Raw genomic sequence first — 1,874 nt, forward strand, 5'->3', positions numbered from 1 at the left:
CCGAGATCACGGCGGCCAGCCAGGAGCAGACGGCTGGGATTGAGCAGATCAACCAGGCGATCACGCAGATGGACCAGGTGACGCAGCAAAACGCGGCGCTGGTGGAAGAAGCGGCCGCGGCAGCGTCCTCGCTGCAGGAGCAGGCCAGCAGCCTGTCGGAGGTCGTCAGCGTGTTCAAGCTCGACAGCGGGCCATCTGGCGGGCCCGCCCACCAGGTGGCCGCGCCCCGGCGTGCGGGCGCCATCAAGCCAGCGGCATCGCCGAAACAGCCGCCGCGCGCCAAGCCGGCCATTGCCGCGCCGCGCCAGCAACTGGCCGCTGCGGGTGCAGGGCCTGCTGCCGCCGGCGACTGGGAAACGTTTTAAAGAGCAGCAAAACCAAAGGAATGCGCATGCACACGACAACAAGCAAGTCCGAGCCATCGTCCGCCGCGGGGATGCCCCCCGGCGCGTCCAGCGCCCAGCCGCTGGAGTTTCTGGCCTTCACGCTGGGCCAGGAAGAGTACGGCATTGACATTCAGAAAGTGCAGGAGCTGCGCGGCTATGACGCGGTAACGCGCATTGCCAATGCGCCCGAGCACATCAAGGGCGTGGTCAACCTGCGCGGCATCATCGTGCCCATCATCGACATGCGCATCAAGTTCAATCTTGGCACGCCCACTTATGACCAGTTCACGGTGGTGATCATCCTGAACATGGCCAGCCGCGTCATGGGCATGGTGGTGGACAGCGTCTCGGACGTGATCACCTTGAGCCCCGAGCAGGTCAAGCCTGCACCCGAGATGGGCTCGGTGCTGGACACCGACTACCTGATCGGGCTGGGCACGCTCGATGAACGCATGCTGATTCTGGTGGATATCGACAAACTCATGACCAGTGCCGAGATGGGGTTGATCGCCGAGACAACGCATTAAATAAATAGGTAGCCACTATGAAAAATTTCAAAATCTCCACCCGCCTGATCATCTTGATCGGCATCCTGTCCGCGCTGCTGATTGCCATTGGCAGCCTGGGCCTGTTCGGCATCAGTCAATCCAACGACGCGCTCAAAAGCGTGTACGAAAACAACACCGTGCCGATGGGCCAGATTGCGGACATCCAGAGCGATTTGCTGGAAAACCGCCTGGCCATCGCCTCCTCGCTGGTTACCCCCACCCCCGAGGTGATCAAGACGCAAACTGCCGCGATCGAGGCCAACGCTGCCAACATCACCAAAGTCTGGGAGGCCTACATGCTCACCACGCTGACCACCGACGAAGCGAAGCTCGCCAAAAAATTCGCCGAAGACCGCGCCAAATTCGTGCAGGAGGGCCTGCGTCCGGCCGTGGTCGCCTTGCGCGCCAATGATATTGAGGAGGCCAAACGTCTGGTGGTGGAGAAAATCCGCCCGCTCTACGCCCCCGTTCGTAGCGGTATCGAATCCCTGATGAAACTCCAGCTCGACGTCGCCAAGGAGACGTACGACGCTGCCGTGGCCCGCTACAACACCATCCGCATCGTCTCCATCACCACCATCGTGGCCGGCGTGCTGTTCGCCTTCCTCTTCGGCCTGGCCCTGGTGCGCGGCATCTCGCGCTCGCTGGCCCAAGCCGTCGAGGCATCCAACGCCGTGGCCCAGGGTGACCTGACCCACGCCATCCATGTCGACGGCAAGGACGAAGTGGCTCAACTGTTGACTTCCCTCTCCGCCATGAAAGACAGTCTCGTCAATATTGTTGGTCAGGTACGCAGCGGCACCGACACGATAGCGACAGCGTCCAGCCAGATCGCCGCCGGCAACCACGACCTGTCGTCCCGGACCGAAGAGCAGGCCAGCTCCCTGGAAGAGACCGCAGCATCGATGGAAGAGCTGACCAGTACCGTCAAACAAAACGC

Annotated in this window: 2 protein-coding genes and 1 pseudogene; all 3 read left to right on the forward strand. The window is 62.1% G+C overall.

The genetic code is table 11. From position 1 onward, the window contains the following. A pseudogene (locus tag B7G52_RS24285) lies at positions 1-365 on the forward strand (methyl-accepting chemotaxis protein); the annotation flags it as partial. Positions 366-436: 71 nt separating this feature from the next. Next, positions 437-913: a chemotaxis protein CheW gene (locus B7G52_RS22995; protein ID WP_096699977.1), complete on the forward strand. Its 477-nt coding sequence runs from the start codon at positions 437-439 to the stop codon at positions 911-913. Positions 914-930: 17 nt separating this feature from the next. Continuing rightward, positions 931-1,874 (forward strand): methyl-accepting chemotaxis protein (locus B7G52_RS23000; RefSeq protein ID WP_141397539.1); only part of this gene is annotated, 944 nt, incomplete at its 3' end.

This window comes from Polaromonas sp. AER18D-145 (assembly GCF_002379095.1).
Lineage (GTDB): Bacteria > Pseudomonadota > Gammaproteobacteria > Burkholderiales > Burkholderiaceae_C > Polaromonas.